This is a genomic window from uncultured Ramlibacter sp. (assembly GCF_936925435.1).
GTDB lineage: Bacteria > Pseudomonadota > Gammaproteobacteria > Burkholderiales > Burkholderiaceae_C > Ramlibacter.
Map to the genome: position 1 here is coordinate 15,322 of NZ_CAKZHQ010000008.1, position 17,091 is coordinate 32,412.

A 17,091-nucleotide genomic window follows, 5' to 3' on the forward strand; every position below is an offset into this window, starting at 1 on the left:
CGGGTGACCGCGCTGCCCTTTTGCATTGAGGCACACTCGCCCTTCCCGTGAACCAGCCCACCCCTGCCATCGTTGCCCAGAGCGGCGTGCGCCGTCTGCCGCGCATTGCCCTGCTGCTGCTGTGCCTGGCCTATGTGGTGCCTGGTTTCGTCGGCCGCGAGCCCTGGAAAAACGCCGACATGACGGCCTTCGGCTACATGCTCGAACTGGCCCGCGGCGGCGACTGGCTGGCGCCCACCCTGCTGGGCCAGCCGCCGGAGTTCGACGCCCTGCTGCCCTACTGGCTGGGTGCCTGGGCCATGCAGGCGGCGCCGGCCTGGATGGCGCCCGACTTCGCGGCCCGCCTGCCCTTCGTCGCCCTGCTGGTCCTGACGCTGACCGGCACCTGGTACAGCGTCTACTACCTGGCGCGCAGCCCGCGCGCCCAACCCGTGCCCTTCGCCTTCGGCGGCGAGGCGCAGCCGACCGACTACGCCCGGGCCATCGCCGACGGCGGCCTGCTGGCCCTGATCGCCTGCCTGGGCCTGCTGCAGCTGTCGCATGAGACCACGCCGGCACTGGCCCAGCTGGGCTGCACCACCCTGGCCTTCTATGCCATGGCAGCCCTGCCCTACCGCACCGTGGTGCCGGCCATCGGCCTGCTCACCGGGCTGGCCGGCCTGGCGCTGAGCGGCGCACCGGCCATGGCTGTGCTGTTCGCACTGGGAGGCGCCCTGGTGACCCTGCTGGACCCGCCGGCCGACGCCTCCTCGCCCGGCAGCGGCTGGCGCTGGGCGGCGCTGGTGCTGCTGGCGGCCGCCATCGCGGCCGGCCTGGCCTGGTGGCTGCAGGCCTGGCACTGGCGCATCAGCTCGCAAGCCGGCGAGGGCCGCGAATTGCGTTCGCTGGGCAAGTTGCTGCTGTGGTTCACCTGGCCGGCCTGGCCGCTGGCCCTGTGGACCCTGTGGCGCTGGCGCCGCCAGCTGGGCAGCCGCCATGTGGCCTTGCCCCTGTGGTTTGTGCTGGTCTCGCTGGCCGCCACCATCGTCACGCCAGCGGCAGACCGCTCGCTGCTGCTCGGCCTGCCGGCGCTGGCAACGCTGGCGGCGTTTGCCCTGCCCACGCTCAAGCGCAGCGTGTCGGCCCTGATCGACTGGTTCACCCTGCTGTTCTTCACCGGCTGCGCCGTCATCATCTGGGTGATCTGGCTGTCGCTGCAGACCGGGGTGCCGGCCAAGCCCGCCGCCAACGTGCTCAAGCTGGCACCCGGCTACGAAACCAGCTTCTCCCTGATCGCCTTTGTGGCGGCGCTGGCCGGCACCTTGGCCTGGGGCTGGCTGGTGCGCTGGCGCGTCGGTCGCAACCGCGCGGCCATCTGGAAGAGCCTGGTACTGCCGGCGGGCGGCGCCGCCCTGTGCTGGCTGCTGGTGATGACGCTGTGGCTGCCGGTGCTGGACTACGCGCGCAGCTACACGCCGGTGGTTCGGGGCGTGACCGCCGCGCTGGACACGCCAGGCTGCGTCGATACCTTTGGCCTCAGCCGTGGCCAGCTCGCCGCCCTGCGCTACCACGGCCACGTCGAATTGCGCGCCGTTGGCACGGCCCGGGACTGTCCCTGGCTGGTGGTGGCCTCCGACGTCCAGGCCTCGGCCTCGCTGGCGATCGACATGAAGCGCTGGCAGTTGGTGACGACGGCGCGTCGGCCGACCGAGGCCAAGGACAACCTGCTGCTGTACCGGGCGGTCCGCCCTTGACGACGGAGTTGCGCAGCATCGCGCGCCACGCCGGAACCGTGCTGGTGGGCCAGTTGGCTGTGATGGCCTTCGGCGTGACCGACACCATCGTCGCCGGCCGCTTTTCCAGCGAAGCCCTGGCCGCGCTCTCGGTCGGCTCGGCCGTCTACATCAGCATCGCAGTGGCGCTCAACGGCGTGATCCAGGCCCAGCTGCCGGTCTGGGCCGAGTTGCGCGGCGGCGCCCGCCACACCGACGTCGGCCGCTCCTTCCGCCAGGCCCTGTACCTGGCACTGGCGGCCATCGCCTTCGGCTGCACCTGCCTGTTGCTGCCGGGCCCGCTGCTGCGCTGGACCGAGGTGCCGCCGGCCCTGCAGGGCGAGGTCCAGATCTACCTGGCCATCCTGGCAGCGACGCTGCCGCCGGCCCTGCTGTTTCGCATGGTCGCCACGCTCAACCAGAGCCTGGGCCGGCCGCTGCTGGTGACCTGGCTGCAGATCGGCGGGCTGGCGCTGAAAGTGCCTTTGTCGGCCTGGTTCTGCTTCGGCGGGCTGGGCCTGCCGGTCATGGGCCTGCCCGGCTGCGCCTGGGCCACCCTGGTGGTCACCTACCTGATGCTGGCCTGCGTGGGCTGGATGCTGCGCACCAGCAGCATGTACGCGCCGTATGGCATCTGGCACAAGCTGGAGGCTCCGCACTGGCCGACGCTGCGGGCCTTTCTGCGCCTGGGCGTTCCAACCGGCCTGGCCATCCTGGTGGAAGTGACGGCCTTCACCTTGATGGCCTTGTTCATCGCCCGGCTCGGCACGGTGGCCGCGGCCAGCCACCAGATCGCCGCCAACCTGGTGGGCGTTCTCTACATGATGCCGCTGTCGCTGGGCATCGCCGTCAGCGCCCGCGTCAGCTATTGGCTGGGTGCCGGCGACGACCGGCGCGCCCGGCTGGCCCTGCGCCTGGGCCTGAAGCTGGCGATCGGCCTGGCGCTGGGCAGCGCCACGCTGGTGATTGCCCTGCATGCGTCACTGGCACGCCTGTACGCCGGCGCCAATGCGCCGGTGGTGGCTCTGGCCGCCAGCCTGCTGGTCTGGGCAGCGCTCTATCACTTGGCCGATGCAGTCCAGGCGGTCTGCGTCTTCGTGCTGCGCAGCTACGGCGTCGCGATCTCCTCGCTGCTGGTGTACTGCGTGATGCTCTGGGGCGTGGGCCTGGGCGGCGGCTACCTGCTGGCCTACCGTGGCATCGCCGGCTTCGGGCCGATGCGCGATCCCGCCGCCTTCTGGTCGGCCGGCGCCGCAGCGCTGGCCCTGACCTCGGCCATCTTCATGGCTCTGCTGTGGCGGGCTGTGCAGGCGCGCCGTCTGCGGACCTGACCGGTGCGCGCACCCGGCTGGCCGGGAACTGGATGCTGAACGTGGAGCCCGCACCCAGGGCGCTCTCGATGCGCAATTCAGCGCCATGGCGCTGCACCACGTGCTTGGTGATGGCCAGGCCCAGGCCCGTGCCGCCGGTCTCGCGCGAACGGCTGCGGTCGACCCGGTAGAAGCGCTCGGTGAGACGTGGAACGTGCTCGGCGGCAATGCCGGGCCCGCTGTCGCGCACGGAAAACTCGGCACGGCCATTGGGCAGGGCCTGCCAGCTGACCTCGATGCGGCCGCCCGGCGGCGTGTAGCGCACGGCATTGGACAGCAGGTTGGACATGGCGCTGAGCAGTTCGCTGTGCGAGCCCGACAGTTCCCAGCCTGGCGCCGCGCCGACCACCAGCTCATGCTGGCGACCCGGCGCCAGCAGCGCGGACAGCGAGCGCGCCTCCTGTTCGGCCTGGCCCAGCAGCGCCGGCACCGGCACCCAGTCGCCGGCGCCGGGCAGCGGACTGCCCTCCAGCCGCGACAGCGTCAGCAGGTCGTTGACCAGGGTCTGCATGCGCTGGGCCTGCTGGGCCATCATGGCCAGATAGCGGGAGCGCTCGTCGGCCTCCAGCGGCAGGGTCTGCAAGGTCTCGACAAAGCCGGCCAGCACCGTCAGCGGCGTGCGGATCTCGTGCGAGACGTTGGCCACGAAGTCACGGCGCATGGCCTCGGCCTGCTCCACCGCGGTGACGTCGCGGCTGAGCAGCAGACGGCGGCTGCCCGCATAGGGATGGACCTGCACAGACAGCTTGAGGGGCGCCACACCCGGCTTGGCCATGCTCAGGACCACGTCGCGGCTGTAGTTCCAGGAGGCCAGGTAGGCGGCGAACGCCGGGTCGCGCACCAGGTTGCCGATGTACTGCAGCAGGTCGCGCTGGGCGTCGAAACCGAAATGCTGGGCGGCCGTCTGGTTGCACCACTCGATACGGGCGTTCTCGTCGAGCAGCACAACGCCGTTGGGTGAGGTCTCCAGGGCGATCAGGAACTCCTGCAGCCGCGCCTCGCTCTGGCGCACCTGGGCCTCGCGTCCCTGCAGCAGGCGCTGGGTGCGCTCGACGATCTCGCCCCACATGCCGCCGGCGCGCCCCGGCAGCGTGGCCAGGGCGTCGGCGCGCAGCGCCTTGAGCAGGCGGCGGCCACGCCAGTGGTCCAGGGCCATCCGCCCCAGCACCACGGCAAGCACGCCCGCAAGCGCGTTTTGCGAGCCAAACAGGACCGTAGCTCCCGCCCCTGCTGCTGCAGACGCTATCAAAAATAGAGCGAAACGCATGCTGAAAGAAGGCCCGCGCGGGTGCGCAGGCAGAGCCCTATTCTCGCGCAGGCCGTCACGCAACCTGCGCGGTGAGCCGGTAACCGGCGCCACGCACGGTCTCCACCATGGCGCCGGCGGCGCCCAGCGCCTCGCGCAGGCGCTTGATGTGGACGTCGACCGTGCGCTCCTCGATAAAGACATGGTCGCCCCAGACCTTGTCCAGCAGCTGCGAGCGGCTGTGCACGCGCTCGGCATGCTTCATCAGGTAGTGCAGCAGCTTGAATTCCGTAGGACCGAGCTTGAGCGGCTGGCTCTTCCAGCTCACCCGGTGGGTGGCGGCGTCCAACGCCAGGCCGCCGATATTGACGCTGTCGTCGACCTGCTCGGGGGCGCGCCGGCGCAGCACGGCGCGGATGCGCGCCAGCATCTCCTGGGTGGAGAACGGTTTGGTGATGTAGTCGTCGGCGCCGGCGTCCAGGCCGGCCACCTTGTCCGGCTCGTCGCCGCGGGCGGTGAGCATGAGGATGGGAATGGCCTTGGTGCGCGCCTCGCTGCGCCACTTCCTGGCCAGTTGGACACCGCTCTGGCCGGGCAGCATCCAGTCCAGCAAGATGGCATCGGGCAGCACCGCATCCAGCTCACGCTGGGCCGAGACGCCGTCCTCCGCCCACACCGGCTGGAAGCCGTTGTGGCGCAGGTTGACGGCGATCAGCTCCGCGATCGACGGCTCGTCTTCAACGATGAGGACTCTGGGCATGGACTTCATTGAACAGCGGATTCGATCTCTTCCATCGAAGTATGGCGCACGTCGGCGCCCTTGACGATGTAGATGATGAACTCCGCGATGTTCTTGGCATGGTCGCCGATGCGCTCGATGGCCTTGGCCAGGAACAGCAGGTCCAGGCTGGCCGAAATGGTGCGCGGGTCTTCCATCATGTAGGTGATGAGCTTGCGCACGAAGCCGTCGAACTCCTTGTCGATCAGGTCATCTTCTTTCAGGATGGACACAGCCGTGGCGGTGTCCAGCCGGGCGAAGGCGTCCAGCGCCTTGCGCAGCAGGCCGGAAGCCAGATCGGCGGCCACGCGCAGCTCGGAGGCCGGCAGCGCGCGGGCCGAGCCGCTCTCGATGATGGACTTGACCATGCGGGCGATCTTGGTGGCCTCGTCGCCCACCCGCTCCAGGTTGGCCGTCGTCTTGGAAATGGCGATCAGCAGGCGCAGGTCGCGCGCCGTCGGCTGGCGCCGGGCGATGATGGACGAGAGCTCGCGGTCGATCTCGATCTCCATGGCGTTGACGCGGTTCTCGGTCTCGGTCACCTGGTCGGCGGCCTCGCCGCTGAACTGCGACAGGGCGTAGATCGCCTGGCGGATCTGGGACTCGACCAGGCCGCCCAGCTCCATCACACGGGAAGAGACTGCGTTGAGTTCGCTGTCGAACTGCGTTGAGAGGTGCTTGTCGGACATATCAGCCAAACCTTCCTGTGATGTAGTCTTCCGTCTCTTTGCGCTTGGGCTTGAAGAAAATCTGCTCGGTCTCGCCCACTTCCACCAGGTCGCCCAGGTACATGTAGGCCGTGTAGTCGCTGCAGCGGGCGGCCTGCTGCATGTTGTGCGTGACGATGACAACCGTGTAGTCGCTCTTGAGCTCGGCGATCAGCTCCTCGATCTTGGCGGTGGAGATCGGGTCCAGCGCCGAGCAGGGCTCGTCCAGCAACAGGATCTCGGGCTTGATGGCGATGCCGCGGGCAATGCACAGGCGCTGCTGCTGGCCGCCGGACAGGCCGGAGCCAGACTGCTGCAGCTTGTCCTTGACCTCGGTCCACAGGGCCGCCTTGCGCAGCGCCCATTCGACCCGGTCGTCCATGTCGGTGGCGCTGAGGTTCTCGAACAGGCGCACGCCGAAGGCGATGTTGTCATAGATCGACATCGGGAACGGCGTGGGCTTCTGGAAGACCATGCCGACCTTGGCGCGCAGCAGGGCCACGTCCTTCTTGCTGGTCAGCAGGTTCTCGCCGTCCAGCACGATCTGGCCTTCGGCGTGCTGCTCGGGATAGAGCTCGAACATGCGGTTGAAGGTGCGCAGCAGGGTCGACTTGCCGCAGCCCGAGGGGCCGATGAAGGCCGTGACCTTTTTCTCCGGGATTTCCAGGTTGATGCCCTTGAGGGCGTGGAACTTGCCGTAGTAGAAGTTCAGGTCCTTGACCGAGATCTTGGAGGCGGTGTTGTGCGTTGTGAGGGTGGTGCTCATGGGAAAACCTTGTCAGATCTTGTTGCGCGTGAGGACACGGGCCAGAATGTTCAGACCCAGCACCGCCGCGGTGATCAGGAAGACGCCGGCCCAGGCCAGCTGCTGCCAGTTCTCGTAGGGGCTCATGGCGAACTTGAAGATGGTCACCGGCAGGCTGGCCATGGGCTCGCTCAGCGAAGAGGTCCAGAACTGGTTGTTCAGCGCGGTGAACAGCAGCGGCGCGGTCTCACCCGAGATGCGGGCGATGGCCAGCAAGATGCCGGTCACGACACCTGCGCGGGCCGCGCGCAGGGTGATGCTGATGATGACCTTCCACTTGGGCGCGCCCAGGGCGTAGGCCGCCTCGCGCAGGCCGGGTGGCACCAGCATCAGCATGTTCTCGGTGGTGCGGATCACCACCGGGATGACGATCAGCGCCAGGGCCATCACGCCGGCCCAGCCGGAGAAGGACTTGTAGCGCGCCACGATGACAGCGTAGACGAACAGACCAATGACGATGGACGGCGCCGACAGCAGGATGTCGTTGACAAAGCGGGTCAGCGAGCCCAGCCAGCCCTTGACGTCGTATTCCGCCAGGTAGATGCCGGCCATGATGCCGATCGGCGTGGCGATGAAAGTCGCCAGCATCACCATCAGGAAGGAGCCGTAAATGGCGTTGGCGATGCCGCCCACCTCGTTGGGCGGCGGCGTCATCTGCGTCAGCGTGGCCCAGGCCAGGCCGCCGACGCCCAGGCGCACCGTCTCCCACAGGATCCAGACCAGCCAGAACACGCCAAAAGCCATGGCCGCGAGCGACAGGCCCAGCGCGAGCTGATTGACGCGCTTGCGCGCCGCGTACCTCTGCTCGCGGGTGGCGGCCAGATCGGCCGCGGCCAGCAGTTGTTCTCCGGTGGTCATGACTTGGCCCCCTCGCCCTTGCGCAGCTGTGACAGCAATACCTTGGACAGCGACAGCACCACGAAGGTGATGAAGAACAGCACCAGCCCCAGGTAGATCAGCGCCGCCTGGTGCAGGCCGCTCGCGGCTTCGGCGAACTCATTGGCCAGGGCCGAGGTGATGCTGTTGGCCGCCTGGAACAGCGAGAGCGAATCGAGCTGGTTGAAGTTACCGATGACGAAGGTCACGGCCATGGTCTCGCCCAGGGCGCGGCCCAGGCCCAGCATGATGCCGCCGACGACGCCGCTCTTGGTGTAGGGCAGGACCACCTTGAACACCACTTCCCAGGTCGTCGAGCCCAGCGCGTAGGCCGACTCCTTGAGCATGGGCGGCGTCACATCGAAGACGTCGCGCATGACCGAGGCGATGAAGGGAATGATCATGATGGCCAGGATGATGCCGGCCGACAGGATGCCGATGCCCACGGGCGGGCCCGACACCAGGGCGCCCAGGAAGGGAACACCGGCGAAGAGCTTTTGCAGCGGCTGCTGGACCCAGGTCGCCAGGATGGGGCCGAACACCAACAGGCCCCACATGCCGTAGACGATGGACGGCACGGCAGCCAGCAGCTCGATGGCGGTGCCCAGAGGGCGCTTGAGCCAGGCTGGCGACAGCTCGGTCAGGAACAGCGCGATGCCAAAACTCACCGGCACGGCGATCAGCAGCGCGATGAAGGAGGTGGCCAGCGTGCCGTAGATCATCACCAGGCCGCCGTACTCGTTGTTGACGGGGTCCCACACGCTGTTGGTGAGAAAACCCAGGCCGTACTTGTCGATGGCCGGCCAGGCCCCCACCACCAGCGACACCAGGATGGCCGCCAGCAGGCCCAGCGTGAGCAGGGCCGCGCCGCGCGCCGTCCAGCCGAACAGCCGGTCGGCCAGGGCGCCGCTCAGGATCGCGCGGCGCGGCGCGGGCGAAGGCGCCCGGGCGGCCCGGCGCGTCAGGGACCCGGACAAGGTCTGGTCAGCCACGTGGTTCACTGGGCCGCCATCGTCTTGCCGGAAGCGTCCTTGATGTCACTCCAGGACTTGGCGATGGCCGTCTTCACGGCGGCCGGCATGGGCACGTAGTCCAGGTCATCGGCGGTCTTGTCGCCGTTCTTGTAGGCCCAGTCGAAGAACTTCAGGGTGGCGGCGGCCTGGGCCGGCTTGTCCTGGGTCTTCTGCATCAGGATGAAGGTGGCACCGGTGATGGGCCAGCTTTGCGCCCCCGGCTGGTTGGTCAGGATCTGGTAGAAGCTCTTGGCCCAGTCGGCGCCCGCCGCGGCGGCCTTGAAGGCGCCGTCTTCCGGTGCCACGAACTGGCCGGCGGCGTTCTGCATCAGGGCATAGGTCATCTTGTTCTGCTTGACGTAGGCGTACTCGACGTAGCCGATCGAGTTGGGCAGGCGGTTGACGAAGGCGGCCACGCCTTCATTGCCCTTGCCGCCGGCGCCGGTGGGCCAGTTGACGGCCGTGCCCTCGCCGACCTTGGCCTTCCACTCGGTGTTCACCTTGGACAGGTAGTTGGTGAAGATGAAGCTGGTGCCCGAGCCGTCGGCGCGGCGCACCGGGGCAATGGCTTCGTCGGGCAGGGCCAGCGTGCCGTTGAGGGCCTTGATGGCGGGGTCGTTCCACTTGGTGATCTTGCCCAGGTAGATGTCGCCCAGCACCTGGCCGTTCAACTTCAGCTGGCCGGGGGCGATCCCCTTGATGTTGACCACCGGGATCACGCCACCGATGACGGTGGGGAACTGCACCAGGCTCTTGGCCTTGAGTTCCTCGTCCTTCAGCGGCGCGTCGGAGGCGCCGAAGTCGACCGTCTTGGCTTCGATCTGGCGCAGGCCTGCGCCCGAACCGACCGACTGGTAATTGATCTTGACGCCGGTGGCCTTGTGGTAATCGGAGGCCCACTTGGAGTACAGGGGCGCCGGGAAGCTGGCGCCGGCGCCAGTGACTTCCTGGGCCGTGGCGGTGAAGGCCAGGCCGGTGAGCGACAGGGTGGCGGCGCTCAGGGCGGCCATGCGGAAAACGGTTTTCATGTGGATTCCTCGGAAGGGTTGCGAAATCTGTTGGGCCCGACTCTAGGAAGCTTGTGTGACAGCGCTATGACATAAATCCACGGCCACCAAGCCCAGGCCCAGCGTCACGACTGCGTCACAAAGCAGTCACGGCTGCGTCACAAAGCCTGCCTACGCTGCGCAGCAACCCCATCCCTGGAGAAAAAAGCATGATGACCACCCACCGTCCTTTCCTTGCCCTGTCCCTGGTCCTGTCGGCCGCCCTGCTGGCTGCCTGCGCCACTCCGGCGGCCGCGCCGATGTCGGTCGCCGACACCATTGCCCGCGATCCCAAGCTCAGCACCCTCAATGGCCTGGTCCAGCAGGCCGGCCTGGCCGAGACGCTCAAGGGCACCGGTCCTTACACCGTTTTCGCGCCCACCAATGAGGCCTTCAAGGCCGTCCCGGCCAAGACGCTGGACGACCTGGCCAAGGACCCGGCCAAGCTCAAGGCCCTTCTGGCTTACCATGTCGTGCCCGCCAGACTGGCGGCCGCCGAGGTCAAGCCCGGCAACCTCAAGACCGTGCAAGGCGGCAATGTGGCCCTGGCCAAGGCCGGCCAGTACGTCACCGTGGAGGACGCCATGGTGCAGACCGCCGACATCGTGGCCACCAACGGCATCGTGCACACCGTGGACCGCGTCCTGACGCCGCCCGCCCGCTGATCCCGGCATGACCGCTTCCATGGACCCGTCCGGCCGCCGCCGGGCGATGAAGACCTGCGCCGCCCTGGCGCTGGGTCTGTCCGGCGTCGCCGGCGCCCAGCCGGGCCGCGCCGCAGGCAAGAGCGTCACCGTGGCCCAGATCGTCGACACCTCGCTGGACCAGCAGGACGTCGCCAAGGACTTCTTGATCGGCTCGCGCGCGGCCTGGCAGGACATCAACAGCAAGGGCGGGCTGCGCGGCCGCCCGGTGCAGCACAGCACGATCGAAGTCGACGGCACGCCCGCCAGCCTGCGCGCGGCGCTGGCCAGCATTCGCGACAACCCGGCCTGCGTCGCCCTGTCGGGCACCGTCAGCGACCCTGTCGCCAGCCAGCTGACCGCCCTGCTGCGCAAGGAAACCCTGGGCATCGCCCACGTCGCCCCCTGGCTGCAGAACTCCAGCGCAGAGATCGACGAGCAGACCTTTCCCATCTTTGCCGCCCGCCAGGAACAGATCGCCCATGCGCTCAAATCGCTGTCGGCGATCGGCCTGCAGGAGGTCGGTGCGGTCTTTGCCTCGGCACGCGAGCAGGCCCTGTACCGGGACGACGTGGCCCGCACTGCAGCAGCGCTCAAGCTCAAGCTGCAGGCCTACCAGGGCAACGGCGACCTGGCCCGGCTGGGCCTGCGCCTGACCCCGGCCACACCGGCCGTGCTGCTGTTCATCGGCGGGACGCCGGAGCTGGTGCAGTTCACCCAGGGCCTGGACAAGCAGTCCCGCCAGCGCTATGTGGTCGCGCTGGCCGACGTCAACCCGCAGACCGTCCAGCAGATGGGCGGCGCCCGCTCCACCCCGGTGATTGCCACCCAGGCCGTGCCCATGGTCACGGCCGGCATTCCCATCGTGCGGCGCTACCGCGAAGTGCTGGCGCGGCTGTTCGACGAGCCACCGGTGGCGCTGAGCCTGGCCGGCTTCATCGCCGCCCACTACACCTGCGAGGTGCTGGCCGAGATCGACACCCCCTTGACGCGTGCCTCGGCCCTGGCGGCCTTCCGCAAACGCGCGACCATGGACCTGGGCGGCTACCGGGTGAACTTCAACGCCGACGGCCGAAGCGCGACCTACGTGACACAAAGCCTGCTCACAGCGGACGGCCGCGTCATCGGCTAGCTGGGCGGCCCGGCGCCACTCAAGCTACCCTCGTCCTTGGTATCCTGCGGGCAGATGCAAAACGGTACTCTCCTGGCCGCGGTCGACCTCGGCTCCAACAGCTTTCGCCTTGAAGTGGGCCGCTACGACAGCGGTCAGATCCATCGCACCGATTACCTCAAGGAAACCGTGCGCCAGGGCAATGGCCTGGACGAGGCGCGCAACCTCACGCCCGAGGCCATGCAGCGCGGCTGGGACTGCCTGGCGCGCTTTGGCGAACGGCTGGCGGGCTTTCGCAAGACCCAGGTGAGGGCGGTGGCGACCCAGACCCTGCGCGAGGCGCGCAACCGCGACACCTTCCTGGCTGGCGCCCAGCAGGCGCTGGGCTTTCCCATCGACGTGATCTCCGGCCGCGAGGAGGCCCGCCTGATCTACCAGGGCGTGGCCCATCTGCTGCCGCAGTCGGACGAGCGCCGCCTGGTGGTGGACATCGGCGGACGCTCGACCGAGCTGATCCTGGGCCGGCAGTACGACGCGCGGGCGGTGGAAAGCCTGCGCGTGGGCAGCGTGGCCTGGTCGATGCATTACTTTGCCGAGGGCCAGTTCACCGAGGCCGCCTTCAACCGCGCCCAGGTGGCGGCCAAGGCCGTGCTGGAGGAAGCCGCCACAGCCTTCAGCCCCGCGCATTGGGACGTGGCCTATGGCTCATCCGGCACCATCGGCGCCGTGGGCGACGTCCTGACCGCCGCCGGCTGGCCCGAGGGCGAGGTCAAGCGCGAAGGCCTGGACTGGCTGCTCAAGCAGTTGCTGGCAGCCCGCAGCGCCGACCGGCTGCGGATGGACAACCTGAAAGACGACCGGCGGCCGGTCATCGGCGGGGGCCTGAGCGTGCTGCTGGCGGTGTTCGATCTGCTGCAGATCGGCACCCTGCATGCGGCCCAGGGCGCGCTGCGCCACGGTGTGCTGTACGACTTGCTGGACCGCGAACAGGGCGCGACCGACATCCGCTCGGGCACCGTGCAGCGGCTGGCCAGCAAGTTCGGCGTCGACGAGGCCCAGGGACGGCGTGTCGCCCAGGTGGCCTGCCAGCTGCTGCGCCAGCTGCGCGCCGGCGACTCCAAAGACGAGCTGGCGCGGATGGAACGCAAGCTGACCTGGGCCGCGCATCTGCACGAAATCGGCTGCCGCATCTCCCACAGCGACTACCACAAGCATGGCGCCTACATTCTGGACAACGCCGACGCGGCCGGCTTTTCCCAGCCCGAGTTGCACCGCCTGAGCCTGCTGGTGCTGGGCCAGCGCGGCAAGCTGCGCAAGCTCGAAGCCGACTTCGAGGACGCCGTCTTCGTCCAGCAACTGGTGAGCCTGCGGCTGGCCGTGATCCTGTGCCATGCCCGGCTCGATCCCGACCTCAGGGGCCTGCAGTTGCGCTGCGAGGACCATGAGATCCGGCTGCCGCTGCGCGGCGACTGGGCGGCACGCTTCCCCCAATCGGCCCACCTGCTGCGTGAGGAGGTGGCAGCCTGGCAGAAGACCCCCTGGGCACTGGTGCTCGACTGATGGCCGCCGGACGGATCGACGAGGTCACGCTGGCAGCGCTGCGGGCCTTTCCGGACCAGCTGGCGGACCACTTCGCCGCCATCGCACCGGCCTGGCGGCACTGGGCGCCCCCGTCCTGGGAGGGTGTGCCCAGCGAGGCCTTCACAGCCATCGAGCAGGTCTGGCATGTGCGTGACATCGAGGTCGAGGGCTACCACCTGCGCATCCGCCGGACTCTGGAGGAAGACACGCCCCTGCTGGCCTCCATCGACAGCGAGGCTGTTGCCGCGCAGCGCAATTACGGCCTGGCCGACGCGCAGACCGCCCTGGCTGACTTTCGCCAGGCCCGTGCCACCACCTTGGCGCTTGTCGCCACGCTGGAGCCAGTCCAGCTAAAGCGGACCGCCATCTTCGAGGGCTACGGCCCCCTGACCCTGCGCAGCCTGGTGCACTACCTGTGCAGCCATGACCAGCAGCACCTGGCCGGCCTGCAGTGGCTGCGCGGCAAGATCGCGGCCCATGCCGCCGCCTGAACCGCCCCAATCCGGAGGCTTTCCATGTGCAGAAGCATCAAGACCCTGTTCAATTTCGAGCCGCCCGCCACCGAGCTGGAGATCCGCGACGCCTCGCTGCAGTTCGTGCGCAAGCTCAGCGGCTTCTCCGTGCCCTCCAAGGCCAATGAGGCGGCCTTCGAACTGGCTGTGGAGCAGGTCGCGGCCGCGGCCCAGGGCCTGATCGGCTCGCTGGTGACCACTGCCCAGCCGCGCGATCGGGAGACGGAGGTGGCCCGGGCCAAGGCCCGTTCGCTGGAAAGGTTTGGCGCGCGATGAGCATCGAGCTGGGCAAGGAGGAGCGACAGCAGGCCATCGCCTCCATCGAGCGCTACTTTCGGGAGAACATGGAAGAACAGATCGGCAACGTTGCCGCCGGCGGCCTGCTGGGCTACTTCCTGGAAGAGATCGGCCCCCTGGTCTACAACAAGGCCGTGGCCGATGTGCAGGAGCGTCTGCAGGCGCGCATCGCCGAGGTCGACATCGACGTCCACGAGGACCCATTCGTCTACTGGCGCAAATACGAGCGCCAGACCAAACAAAAGAAATGAAATGAGCAAGCCATGAGCACCGGCCGCGTCATCCCCGTGCTGCGCATCTTCGACGCCGCCAAGGCGCTGGAGTTCTACCGTGACTTCCTGGGTTTCAAGGTCGATTGGGAGCACCGTTTCGAGGACGGCCTGCCGCTGTACATGCAGGTCTCGCACGCGGGCTGCCTGCTGCACCTGTCAGAGCATTTCGGCGATGCCTGCCCCGGCGCCCAAGTCCGCATCGAGACCGAAGGCCTGCCGGCGTACCAGGAGCAACTGCTGGCCAAGCAGTACAAGAATGCGCGACCCGGCCTGGTGGAGGTGGCCTGGGGCGGCCACGAAATGCGGCTGACCGACCCCTTCGGCAACCGCCTGAGCTTCCACGGCCCGATGGAAGAATCCTGAATCAGTAGCGCTGGGGAACGACCATCTCCGGCGACACCGGCCGGCGCCTGTAGTCCTCGCTGCGCACCCGTTCGGGCAAGACGATGTCGGCGTGCGGCACTTCGGTGTAAGGCACCTGGTCCAGCAGGTGTCCGATGCAGTTCAGGCGCGCCGCCTTCTTGTCGTCGGCTTCCACCACCCACCAGGGCGCTTCGGGCGTGTGGGTGCGCTCGAGCATCACCTCTTTGGCGCGGGTGTACTGCTCCCAGCGGCGGCGCGACTCCAGGTCCATGGGGCTGAGCTTCCACTGCTTGAGCGGGTCGTGGATGCGGCCCAGGAAGCGCAGATGCTGCTCCTCGTCGGAGATCGAGGACCAGTACTTGAGCAGTTGGATACCCGAGCGGATCAGCATGCGCTCGAACTCCGGCACGGTGCGAAAGAACTCCTCGTACTGGTCCTCGGTGCAAAAGCCCATGACGCGTTCGACGCCGGCGCGGTTGTACCAGCTGCGGTCGAACAGCACGATCTCGCCGGCTGCCGGCAGGTGCGAGACGTAGCGCTGGAAATACCACTGCGTGCGCTCGCGGTCGTTGGGCGCGGGCAGCGCGGCGACCCGGCACACGCGCGGGTTCAGGCGCTGGGTGATGCGCTTGATGATGCCGCCCTTGCCGGCGGCGTCGCGGCCCTCGAACAGGATGACCATCTTGTGGCCTGTGGCGACCACCCAGTCCTGCAGCTTGACCAGTTCGCCCTGCAATCGGAACAGCTCGCGAAAGTAGCGCTGACGCTCCAGCTTGGCCGCATCGTCCTGCGGCGCCTGGCCGAAACTGCGGTCGTCCAGCTCCAGCTCCAGTTCCTCGTCGTAGCTGTCCAGCATGTCCAGGTGCAGCCGCTGGTCGCGCTCGTCGTTGTCCATCTTCGGTCCAAATCCTCCATCATCGGTGGCGCGTGTGACATCGCCATGACATCGGCGGACACCACAATCACGGCGCATGGACCATCCCGTATCAAGCTATGGCCCGGACGAGTCCGGGTTGATCTGCGGCTATCTGTTCGAAAGCGGAGTCCCGGCAACCACGGTGGACTCGCGCACAGCAGCCGCCACCATTGAATCGCTGCGTGCCGCACCCCTGGGCAAGGAAGACCCGGCGCGCTTTGTCTGGCTGCATTTCAACCTGGCCCACGCCGGCGCCACACGCTGGCTGGAGCGCCACGCCGGCCTGTCGCCGGCCTTCCAGGACGCGCTGCACGGAGAACTGCGCTCCACCCGCATCGAACGTGACGAGGATGCCCTGGTGGCGGTGGTCAATGACGTTCATTTCGATTTTTCCTTCGAGGCGCCCGACATCGCCACCCTGTGGGCCAGCCTGGACAGCCGCGTGGTTGTGACGGCGCGCCAGTCGCCACTGCGCTCGATCGACCAGCTGCGCACCGCCGTCAAGAACGGCGAGCCGCTGCGCTCCACCGTGGAACTGCTGGAGCGCCTGCTGCGGGCCCAGGCCGACGCGCTGCTGGGCATTGTGCGCAGCGTGACGGGCCGGGTCGACAAGGTCGAAGACGAACTGCTGTCGGGCCGCCTGGACGCCAAGCGCGCCCGCCTGGGCACGCTGCGCCGCCTGCTGGTGCGCCTGCAGCGCCTGCTGGCGCCTGAACCGGCCTCGCTGTTCCGCCTGCTGCAGCACCCACCGCCGTGGATCGCGGAGTTGGACGTCCAACAGTTGCGCGAGGCCACGGAGGAGTTCTCGGTCGGCCTGCAGGACATGGCTTCGCTGCAGGAACGCATCAAGCTGCTGCAGGAGGAAATGGCCGCGATGGTCAACGAGCGCAACAGCCGCAGCCTGTTCGTGCTGACGGTGATGACCGTGCTGGCCCTGCCCATCAACATCCTGGCCGGCCTGTTCGGCATGAACGTCGGCGGTGTGCCGCTGGCCGACAACGCCCACGGCTTCTGGGTGGTCGCGGCGATCGTCGCGGCCTTCACCCTGGTGGCCGGCTGGCTGGCGTTCCGCCGGCGCGGGTCCTGAGCCCCCCCGCTTCATGCCCCTGTCATCCGGGTGCGCTCCAATCGCGCCATTGGTCGTTGGGAGCTGCCATGCTGCTGCAAAGAACGGAAAAAGCCCGGGGCGAACTGCAGCCCGGCGTACGCACACTGGGCCTGCGCGAGCGCAGCATGCTGCTGCTGACGGACGGCCGCAAGTCACTGCTGGACCTCAAACCGATGTTCGGCGGCGAGGGTGAACAGATGCTCCTGAAACTCGTGCAGCAGGGGTACCTGGAGCCTGTCAAGCCGGGCTTCAACCCCGGCAGCACGGGAACGTTCGCATTGCGGACTGTGGCATTCCAGGCCATCACGCCACAGGCCGCCGCCATTGCATCCGCGCCAGCCCCATCGCCCCTTCCCGCACCGGTTGCGTCTGCCGCCGCGGACGCGTTCGAAGGCAAGCGGTCGATGGCCACCACCCGCATGTTCCTGTTCGACATCTGTGAACGCATGTTCGCGCGGCGCAACCCGGCGCTCGCCGAACAGTTCCGCGAGGCCCTGCGCAACGCCAAGGACAGGGAGTCGATGCTGGGGGCGGCGCGCGCGATGATCTCCGAGATCGAGCGCGCTGCCGGCCCGGAGCGTGCCGACTCGATCAGCGAGCGCATCGCCATGCTGCTGCCCGCCGAGGCCACCTGACACCCAGCACTTCGCTGCCAT

At 68.2% G+C, this 17,091-nt stretch carries 19 protein-coding genes; 11 read left to right on the forward strand and 8 right to left on the reverse strand.

The genetic code is table 11. The annotated features are described in order from the left end of the window. The first annotated feature begins 47 nt into the window (after window positions 1-47). Window positions 48-1,733 carry a hypothetical protein gene (locus Q0632_RS06975; RefSeq protein ID WP_298926302.1) on the forward strand — a complete coding sequence of 562 codons (1,686 nt, stop codon included), beginning with the start codon at window positions 48-50 and terminating at the stop codon, window positions 1,731-1,733. Beyond that, window positions 1,730-3,082 (forward strand): MATE family efflux transporter, encoded by a 1,353-nt coding sequence (locus Q0632_RS06980; protein WP_298926305.1) that lies wholly within the window; start codon window positions 1,730-1,732, stop codon window positions 3,080-3,082. Before Q0632_RS06975 ends, Q0632_RS06980 begins: the two co-directional genes overlap by 4 nt. Here Q0632_RS06980 and phoR read toward each other — a convergent pair. The 7 genes from phoR to pstS form a co-directional block, all read right to left on the reverse strand. Then, on the reverse strand, window positions 3,033-4,277 hold the full coding sequence (gene phoR, locus Q0632_RS06985) for a phosphate regulon sensor histidine kinase PhoR (protein WP_298926411.1): 1,245 nt from the start codon (window positions 4,275-4,277) through the stop codon (window positions 3,033-3,035). The genes Q0632_RS06980 and phoR overlap by 50 nt on opposite strands. A gap of 166 nt (window positions 4,278-4,443) precedes the next feature. Beyond that, the gene (phoB, locus tag Q0632_RS06990; RefSeq protein ID WP_298926308.1) at window positions 4,444-5,136 is read right to left on the reverse strand and encodes a phosphate regulon transcriptional regulator PhoB; all 693 of its coding nucleotides are present in this window, start codon (window positions 5,134-5,136) and stop codon (window positions 4,444-4,446) included. After that, on the reverse strand, window positions 5,133-5,834 hold the full coding sequence (gene phoU / locus Q0632_RS06995; protein WP_298926311.1) for a phosphate signaling complex protein PhoU: 702 nt from the start codon (window positions 5,832-5,834) through the stop codon (window positions 5,133-5,135). The genes phoB and phoU overlap by 4 nt, the downstream gene beginning before the upstream one ends. Window position 5,835: 1 nt before the next feature. Beyond that, a complete protein-coding gene (pstB, locus tag Q0632_RS07000; RefSeq protein ID WP_298926314.1) occupies window positions 5,836-6,618 on the reverse strand; it encodes a phosphate ABC transporter ATP-binding protein PstB in 783 nt (260 codons plus the stop codon). Between the two features lie 12 nt (window positions 6,619-6,630). Then, entirely contained in the window at window positions 6,631-7,515 is an 885-nt protein-coding gene (gene pstA, locus Q0632_RS07005; protein WP_298926317.1) for a phosphate ABC transporter permease PstA, read from the reverse strand. After that, on the reverse strand, window positions 7,512-8,450 hold the full coding sequence (gene pstC / locus Q0632_RS07010) for a phosphate ABC transporter permease subunit PstC (RefSeq protein WP_298926415.1): 939 nt from the start codon (window positions 8,448-8,450) through the stop codon (window positions 7,512-7,514). The genes pstA and pstC overlap by 4 nt, the downstream gene beginning before the upstream one ends. An 80-nt stretch (window positions 8,451-8,530) precedes the next feature. Further along, window positions 8,531-9,574: a phosphate ABC transporter substrate-binding protein PstS gene (gene pstS, locus Q0632_RS07015; protein WP_298926320.1), complete on the reverse strand. Its 1,044-nt coding sequence runs from the start codon at window positions 9,572-9,574 to the stop codon at window positions 8,531-8,533. Window positions 9,575-9,762: 188 nt separating this feature from the next. Here pstS and Q0632_RS07020 point away from each other — a divergent pair, with 188 nt between their 5' ends. Genes Q0632_RS07020 through Q0632_RS07050 form a run of 7 tightly spaced genes read left to right on the forward strand, consistent with a single transcriptional unit; the run spans window position 9,763 to window position 14,411 of the window. Beyond that, window positions 9,763-10,257, forward strand: a complete 495-nt coding sequence (locus Q0632_RS07020; protein ID WP_298926323.1) for a fasciclin domain-containing protein — start codon at window positions 9,763-9,765, stop codon at window positions 10,255-10,257. 7 nt (window positions 10,258-10,264) lie between these two features. After that, window positions 10,265-11,407 carry an ABC transporter substrate-binding protein gene (locus Q0632_RS07025; RefSeq protein ID WP_298926326.1) on the forward strand — a complete coding sequence of 381 codons (1,143 nt, stop codon included), beginning with the start codon at window positions 10,265-10,267 and terminating at the stop codon, window positions 11,405-11,407. Between the two features lie 54 nt (window positions 11,408-11,461). Beyond that, entirely contained in the window at window positions 11,462-12,946 is a 1,485-nt protein-coding gene (ppx, locus tag Q0632_RS07030) for an exopolyphosphatase (protein ID WP_298926328.1), read from the forward strand. Further along, window positions 12,946-13,458 (forward strand): DinB family protein, encoded by a 513-nt coding sequence (locus Q0632_RS07035; protein WP_298926330.1) that lies wholly within the window; start codon window positions 12,946-12,948, stop codon window positions 13,456-13,458. The genes ppx and Q0632_RS07035 overlap by 1 nt, the downstream gene beginning before the upstream one ends. 24 nt (window positions 13,459-13,482) lie before the next feature. Continuing rightward, window positions 13,483-13,755 (forward strand): DUF2277 domain-containing protein, encoded by a 273-nt coding sequence (locus Q0632_RS07040; protein WP_298926332.1) that lies wholly within the window; start codon window positions 13,483-13,485, stop codon window positions 13,753-13,755. After that, the gene (locus tag Q0632_RS07045; RefSeq protein ID WP_298926334.1) at window positions 13,752-14,027 is read left to right on the forward strand and encodes a DUF2164 domain-containing protein; all 276 of its coding nucleotides are present in this window, start codon (window positions 13,752-13,754) and stop codon (window positions 14,025-14,027) included. Before Q0632_RS07040 ends, Q0632_RS07045 begins: the two co-directional genes overlap by 4 nt. Before the next feature lie 12 nt (window positions 14,028-14,039). Beyond that, window positions 14,040-14,411 carry a glyoxalase superfamily protein gene (locus Q0632_RS07050; RefSeq protein WP_298926337.1) on the forward strand — a complete coding sequence of 124 codons (372 nt, stop codon included), beginning with the start codon at window positions 14,040-14,042 and terminating at the stop codon, window positions 14,409-14,411. 1 nt (window position 14,412) lies between these two features. On the opposite strand, the gene ppk2 is transcribed toward Q0632_RS07050, so the two are convergent. Then, the gene (gene ppk2 / locus Q0632_RS07055) at window positions 14,413-15,306 is read right to left on the reverse strand and encodes a polyphosphate kinase 2 (RefSeq protein ID WP_298926341.1); all 894 of its coding nucleotides are present in this window, start codon (window positions 15,304-15,306) and stop codon (window positions 14,413-14,415) included. 76 nt (window positions 15,307-15,382) lie between these two features. Here ppk2 and Q0632_RS07060 point away from each other — a divergent pair, with 76 nt between their 5' ends. After that, window positions 15,383-16,414 carry a transporter gene (locus Q0632_RS07060; RefSeq protein ID WP_298926344.1) on the forward strand — a complete coding sequence of 344 codons (1,032 nt, stop codon included), beginning with the start codon at window positions 15,383-15,385 and terminating at the stop codon, window positions 16,412-16,414. Window positions 16,415-16,482: 68 nt separating this feature from the next. Beyond that, window positions 16,483-17,070 carry a hypothetical protein gene (locus Q0632_RS07065; RefSeq protein ID WP_298926347.1) on the forward strand — a complete coding sequence of 196 codons (588 nt, stop codon included), beginning with the start codon at window positions 16,483-16,485 and terminating at the stop codon, window positions 17,068-17,070. The last annotated feature ends 21 nt before the right edge of the window (window positions 17,071-17,091 follow it).

Coding starts and splice junctions, on each gene's coding strand:
- phoR (WP_298926411.1), bottom strand. CDS start 4,277: ATGGCCCTGGACCACTGGCGTGGCCGCCGCCTGCTCAAGGCGCTGCGC.
- phoB (WP_298926308.1), bottom strand. CDS start 5,136: ATGAAGTCCATGCCCAGAGTCCTCATCGTTGAAGACGAGCCGTCGATC.
- phoU (WP_298926311.1), bottom strand. CDS start 5,834: ATGTCCGACAAGCACCTCTCAACGCAGTTCGACAGCGAACTCAACGCA.
- pstB (WP_298926314.1), bottom strand. CDS start 6,618: ATGAGCACCACCCTCACAACGCACAACACCGCCTCCAAGATCTCGGTC.
- pstA (WP_298926317.1), bottom strand. CDS start 7,515: ATGACCACCGGAGAACAACTGCTGGCCGCGGCCGATCTGGCCGCCACC.
- pstS (WP_298926320.1), bottom strand. CDS start 9,574: ATGAAAACCGTTTTCCGCATGGCCGCCCTGAGCGCCGCCACCCTGTCG.
- Q0632_RS07020 (WP_298926323.1), top strand. CDS start 9,763: ATGATGACCACCCACCGTCCTTTCCTTGCCCTGTCCCTGGTCCTGTCG.
- Q0632_RS07025 (WP_298926326.1), top strand. CDS start 10,265: ATGACCGCTTCCATGGACCCGTCCGGCCGCCGCCGGGCGATGAAGACC.
- ppx (WP_298926328.1), top strand. CDS start 11,462: ATGCAAAACGGTACTCTCCTGGCCGCGGTCGACCTCGGCTCCAACAGC.
- Q0632_RS07035 (WP_298926330.1), top strand. CDS start 12,946: ATGGCCGCCGGACGGATCGACGAGGTCACGCTGGCAGCGCTGCGGGCC.
- Q0632_RS07040 (WP_298926332.1), top strand. CDS start 13,483: ATGTGCAGAAGCATCAAGACCCTGTTCAATTTCGAGCCGCCCGCCACC.
- Q0632_RS07045 (WP_298926334.1), top strand. CDS start 13,752: ATGAGCATCGAGCTGGGCAAGGAGGAGCGACAGCAGGCCATCGCCTCC.
- Q0632_RS07050 (WP_298926337.1), top strand. CDS start 14,040: ATGAGCACCGGCCGCGTCATCCCCGTGCTGCGCATCTTCGACGCCGCC.
- ppk2 (WP_298926341.1), bottom strand. CDS start 15,306: ATGGACAACGACGAGCGCGACCAGCGGCTGCACCTGGACATGCTGGAC.
- Q0632_RS07060 (WP_298926344.1), top strand. CDS start 15,383: ATGGACCATCCCGTATCAAGCTATGGCCCGGACGAGTCCGGGTTGATC.
- Q0632_RS07065 (WP_298926347.1), top strand. CDS start 16,483: ATGCTGCTGCAAAGAACGGAAAAAGCCCGGGGCGAACTGCAGCCCGGC.